Source organism: Deferrisoma palaeochoriense (assembly GCF_054656955.1).
Map to the genome: position 1 here is coordinate 1 of NZ_BAAHXI010000114.1, position 5,542 is coordinate 5,542.

4 protein-coding genes are annotated in these 5,542 nt (G+C 68.3%); all 4 read right to left on the minus strand.

The features are described from left to right. Positions 1-39 precede the first annotated feature (39 nt). The 4 genes from ACYQ8L_RS17935 to ACYQ8L_RS17950 all read right to left on the minus strand — a co-directional run bounded on the left by ACYQ8L_RS17935 (position 40) and on the right by ACYQ8L_RS17950 (position 5,520). Positions 40-1,773: an acyl-CoA carboxylase subunit beta gene (locus ACYQ8L_RS17935; RefSeq protein WP_459943190.1), complete on the minus strand. Its 1,734-nt coding sequence runs from the start codon at positions 1,771-1,773 to the stop codon at positions 40-42. A 287-nt stretch (positions 1,774-2,060) separates the two neighbouring features. Further along, positions 2,061-3,488 (minus strand): cardiolipin synthase, encoded by a 1,428-nt coding sequence (gene cls, locus ACYQ8L_RS17940; protein ID WP_459943191.1) that lies wholly within the window; start codon positions 3,486-3,488, stop codon positions 2,061-2,063. Further along, on the minus strand, positions 3,485-4,237 hold the full coding sequence (ttcA, locus tag ACYQ8L_RS17945; protein WP_459943192.1) for a tRNA 2-thiocytidine(32) synthetase TtcA: 753 nt from the start codon (positions 4,235-4,237) through the stop codon (positions 3,485-3,487). Before ttcA ends, cls begins: the two co-directional genes overlap by 4 nt. Beyond that, positions 4,237-5,520: an NCS2 family permease gene (locus ACYQ8L_RS17950; protein WP_459943193.1), complete on the minus strand. Its 1,284-nt coding sequence runs from the start codon at positions 5,518-5,520 to the stop codon at positions 4,237-4,239. Before ACYQ8L_RS17950 ends, ttcA begins: the two co-directional genes overlap by 1 nt. Positions 5,521-5,542 lie beyond the last annotated feature (22 nt).

The window sequence follows — 5,542 nt, forward strand, 5'->3', positions numbered from 1 at the left end:
GCTTCCCAGCTTCCTAGCCTTCTAGCCTCCCAGCCTTTCTCACCCCTTGATGATCCGCGGGGTGATCATCTGGTGGTGGGCGCAGATCGTTTTCGGGTGCTGGTAGGCCGCCCCGGCGAACGCCACCATGTACCGCCGGATGTCCGCGAACCGCACCACCTCGTCCACGAACCCCATCTTGGCGCAGTAGATCGGCCGGGACTTTTCGTAGTAGTCCTGGACGAGCTGGTTCATCTTCTCGATGACGGGCTGGATCGGTTTCCCGGCGTCGCGCTCCTTGACGAGGCGGCGGGCGTAGGTGGCCGCGGCCGCGGTTTCGCCGTGCATCACGTAGATCTCGGTGGTGGGGGTGCCCAGGGTGAACACGTTGTGGTTGTTGGCCGTGGGGCCCCCCATGATGTAGTGGGCCGCGGCCGTGCCTTTCCGGAGGACCACGAGCATCATGGGCACGTCGGTCTGTTCGATGGAGTAGATGAGCGACTGTCCCAGGCCCAGGAGTTCGGCCTTCTCCGCCAGATCGCCCACGTCGATGCCCGTGGTGTCCTGGAACCAGATGATCGGGACCCGGTCCCGGCCGCACAGGGTCACGAACTCGTTCATCTTGATGAGGCCCTGACGGTAAAGCTTGCCGCCGATGCCCGGGTAGTCGGCGTACTCCGGGTACCCCGGCGGCAGGAACCCCTGGCGGTTGCCGATCACCCCGCACAGGAACCCGTCCACCTTGACGAGCCCGCAGTACACCTCGGGACCGTAGTCGGGCCGGAACTCCATGTGCTCGCTGCCATCCACGAGCCGGGCCAGGACCTCCTCGAAGCTGTACGTCCGCTTCTGGTTGAACGGGATGATCCGCTCGATCTCCTCGGGCGAGAACTTGGGCGGTGCCGGTTCCGCCACCCGGAAGAACCGGGGGGCGTAGGCCGGCATCTCGCGCATGTGCTCCTTGATGATGTCGAGCACCGCGTACTCGGTGTCGGCCACGTACCGGAAAAACCCGGTGGCGTCGTGGTGAATCTCCACCCGGCCCGGGGGGAGTTCCTTGAACTTCCGGGTCGCCTCGATGAGGGCCTCGCACCCCTCCTCGTCGAAGTAGCCCTTGGGGCTCATCCCGCTCACGATCCCGCCCCCGCCCACGGCCATGTTGGCGTCCTTGTGGGCCACGATGAGGGTGGGGCTGATGGCCTGGTACCCGCCGCCGGCGGGGTTCGTGCCGTATACGGCCGCGAGCACCGGGATCCCCAGCTTCTGGAGTTCCGCGTGGCGGAAGAACGTGGTGCCGCCGCCCCGTCGGTCGGGGTACACCAGGTGCTGTTCGTTGAGCTTCACGCCGCTACAGTTCACCAGCCACACGAGGGGCACGTTCAGGCGCTTGGCCATGTCGGTGACCCGGAGGATGTTTTCCGACTGACCCGGGATCCAGGCGCCGGCCAGCACCTTGTTGTCGAACCCGATCACCACGGCCCACTTGCCGGAGATCTTCGCGAGCCCGTCCACGACCCCGGTGGTGCCCTCTTCGTTCTCCTTGGGGTTGTAGAGCGTGTGGAGCGGGCACCAGGTGCCGGGGTCCACCAGGTACTCGAGACGCTGCCAGACCGTCAGTTGGCCCCGGTCGTTGATCTTCTTCTGGGGAATGCCGGCGTTCTTGACCCGCTCGACCTCCTGGGCGAGCTCGGCCTCGACCTTGCGGATCTCCTGGACGCTCTCCTCCGAGGCCTTCAGTTGGCGCTCGGAAAGGGGCTGACCGAACTCGGGCATCCTTTCGAAATACGGCCTCATGTCATCCTCCCGTTTTGGATCGTGAACGAGATACCCCTGGTCGGGGCGCTGCATGCAAGTTCTTTACCGGCGAGGCGGTCGGCGGTCCCCGGTCGTCGGTCTTCCGCTCGACGGCTTCCCGGGGTGCCGCGAATGGGCGGCAGTGTTCACCCGTGCCCGGGGCACACCCCGGATCTCCGAGGTGAAAATTGATCGGTCCCGGGGGAATTTCTGCGCCGGCCCGGCCCCCGTACCCGGACCCAGCGCACCGGCTTCCCAGCCCCCTCGCAGCCCGGCCGCGGGGCCACCTACAGCACCGGCGACAAGAGCCGGCACGCGGCCGTCACCACCCGGTGAGGCCAGGCGGCGGCGGCCACGTGGTTCGCGGTGAACCGGGTGGCCACGCGCCGGTCCGCAAGATACACCGCTTCGATCTGGGCCGCGAGGTCCGGAGAGAGCACGAGGAGGTTCACCTCGAAGTTGAGCCGGAACGACCGGATGTCCATGTTGGCCGACCCCAGCATGCCCCACCGGCCGTCCACCACCACGAGCTTCGAGTGGAGCATGCCCGGCTCGTAGCGGAACACCCGGACCCCGGCGTCGAGAAGGTCGGCCAGGAAGCTCTCCCCGGCCCGATCCACCAGGGGGTGGTCGGTGCGCTGGGGCACCAGGATCTCCACGTCCACCCCCCGGCGGGCCGCCGTGGCCAGCGCGGTCAGGATGGGTGCGTCGGGCACGAAGTAGGGGGTCTCGATCCAGACCCGCCGGCGGGCCGAAACGATGGCGTGGAACAGGGTCGCGTGGATCGCCCGGGCCGGGTCGTCGGGGCCGCTTGCCACCACCTGCACGGTGGCCGAACCGGCCGCCCGCTGGGGAGGGAACCGCTCGGGGGCCACCACGTCCTCGCCCGTGGCGAAGTGCCAGTCCTCGGCGAACACGTGGTGGAGTTGGTGGACGGCCGGACCCTCCACCCGAAGATGGGTGTCGCGCCAGGGGGGCTTTCGGGCCCACCGGCCCCGGTACTCGTCGCCGATGTTCACCCCCCCGGTGTAGGCCACCCGGCCGTCGACCACCGCTATCTTCCGGTGGTTGCGAAGATGGAGGACGCCGCCCCGGGCGAGGCCCCGTAGCGGCAGGAACCACCCCACCCGCCCGCCGGCGGCGGTCAGGGGTTCCAGGTGGGCCGCCGAGAGCTTCCGGGAACCCACCGCATCCAGGAGGAGTCGCACCTCCACCCCCTGGGCGGCTTTTCGTGCGAGGAGGTCCAGGAAGGCGAGGCCCGTCTCGTCGGGCTGCCAGATGTAGTACTCTAGATGCACGCACCGCTCGGCGTGGGAGATCGCCTGATGGAGATCGTCGTAGAGTTCGGCCACCCGGTCGAACACCCGAAGGGCGTTTCCGGTGGTGGGGAGCACGTGTGACGAGGCGATGGCCACCCGAAGGGTGTCGGCCGCCCCCAGGGGCAGATCCGGGGGCGGGGCGTGCACCAGGTGGGGCTCGATCGGCCGGTCGTCCGGGAGGATCTCCCCCGCCTTCCGGCGGCGCCGGCGCCACCGGCGTTCGATCCGGTCGGCGCCGAAGAGCAGGTAGAGGAGAACGCCCAACCCGGGCAGGAGCAGCACCGCCTGGAGCCAGGCGAGGGTCGCCACCGGATCCCGGCGCCGAAGCACCAGGTGGGCCCCACACGGAAGGGCGACCACCGCGTGGGCCGCGAGGAACACCCCCCAGTCGTTCACGGGCCGGCGCCCTCCAGAAGGTAGCCCCGGCGGACCCGTCCCAGGCTCGAGAGCATGCTGGCCTTGATGCCGGGGTGCTCGGCCTCGAGCTCACGAAGGAGCGCCTTGACCCGTTTGCGCTTCTGGTCCTCCACCCCGCACACCGGGCATCCGCAGCACACCACCGGAAACTCCCGGGCCAGGGCGTAGGCCCGGATGTCCTCCTCGAACACCCGGCACAGGGGCCGGATGACCACGTTCCGGCCGTCCTCGGCCGTGAGCCGGGGCGGCATGCTCTTGATCTCCCCGGTGAAGAACTGGCTCAGGAGCAGGGTCTCGATGAGATCGTCGGCGTGGTGGCCGAGGGCGATCTTCGTGTACCCCTCCCGCCGGCCGATCCCGTAGAGCACGCCGCGCCGGAGCCGCGAGCAAAAGGCGCAGTAGCTCGTGCCCGGGTGGCGTTTCGCCTCGACGATCTCGTAGATCCGGGAGGGCTCCACCCAGTGGCGAAATCCCTGCTCGCGGCAGTAGCGCTCGATGGGCTCGGTGCGAAACCCGGGGAACCCCGGGTGTACCGTGACCGCGTGGACCTCGAAGGGCACGGGGGCCCGGCGCCGCAGGGTTTCGAGCACGTGCAGGAGGGTCCAGGAGTCCTTGCCTCCCGACAGGGCCACCAGAACCCGGTCACCCTCCTCGATCATCCCGAACTCCGCGATGGCCTGGCCGGCCTTGCGGAGGATCTTCTTCTCCAGGAGGTCGAACCGCTGCATCAGACCAGGAGATCGATGAGCGAGAGCACCGCGATGCCCACGAGCACGGGGTTGAGATCGCCAAGCCGCCCGGTCAGGACCTTGAGCACCACGTACGCGAGGAACCCGAACAGAAGCCCGGTGGCGATGGAGTAGGTAAGCGGCATCAGGATGATCGTGAGAAACGCCGGCAGCGCCTCGTCGAACCGCTGGAAGTCGATCCGGTGGATGCCCCGGATCATGAAAAGGCCCACCATGATGAGCGCCGGGGCCGTGGCGAAGGGCGGCACGGCGCCGATGAGCGGGCTAAAAAAGAGGGCCAGGAGAAAGAGCGCGCCGGTGACCATGGCGGTGAGCCCGGTGCGGCCGCCCTCGGCCACCCCGGCCGCCGACTCGATGTAGGTGGTGGTGGTGGACGTGCCGAGCACCGACCCGAACACCGTGGCCAGCGCGTCGGCCGTGAGCATCCGGCCGATCCCGGGGATCTTCCCGTCCTCGGTGACCCGGCCGGCTTCGTAGGACACGGCGAGCATGGTGCCGAGGCTGTCGAAGAGGTCCACGAACATGAACGAAAAGATGGCGGCCCAGAGGGCGGGCCTCACGGCCGCCGCGATGTCCAGATGGAAGGCCACCGGGGCGGGGGACGCCGGGGCGGCCACCAGGGCCGACGGCGGGTCGGCGATGCCGAGCACGAACCCGGCCACGGCCGTGGCCAGGATGCCGATCAGGATCGAACCCTTGATCTTCCGCGACTCGAGGACGGCCATGAGCAAGAGCCCGCCGAGCCCGAGGAGCACCGAGGGGGTCAGTTCCCCGAGCCCCACGAGCACGGCGTCGTTTTTCACAATGAGCTTTAGGTTTTGCATCCCGATGAACGTGATGAAAAGCCCGATTCCCACGCTGGCCGCGAGCCGGAGGTTCGCCGGGATGCTCTCGATGATCCGCTCCCGGATGCCCACCCAGGTGAGGATCAGGAAGAACACCCCCGACAGGAACACCACCCCGAGCGCCGTCTGCCAGGGCACGTTCTGCCCGAGGCACAGGCTGAAGGCGAAGTAGGCGTTGAGCCCCATGCCCGGTGCCATCATGAACGGGGCGTTGGCCCAAAGCCCCATGAGCCAGGTCGCGAGTCCCGACACGAGGCAGGTCACCGTGATGAGCGCCGCCTTGTCCATGCCGGTGTTCGACAGGATCGCCGGGTTCACGAACACGATGTAGGCCGCCGTGAGGAAGGTGGTGATGCCGGCCATCACCTCGGTCTTCACGTCGGTCCGGTACTCCTTCAGCCGAAAAAAATCGCCCATGGTGGTCTCCTTGCGTGGGGCT

Coding starts and splice junctions, on each gene's coding strand:
- ACYQ8L_RS17935 (WP_459943190.1), bottom strand. CDS start 1,773: ATGAGGCCGTATTTCGAAAGGATGCCCGAGTTCGGTCAGCCCCTTTCC.
- ttcA (WP_459943192.1), bottom strand. CDS start 4,237: ATGCAGCGGTTCGACCTCCTGGAGAAGAAGATCCTCCGCAAGGCCGGC.
- ACYQ8L_RS17950 (WP_459943193.1), bottom strand. CDS start 5,520: ATGGGCGATTTTTTTCGGCTGAAGGAGTACCGGACCGACGTGAAGACC.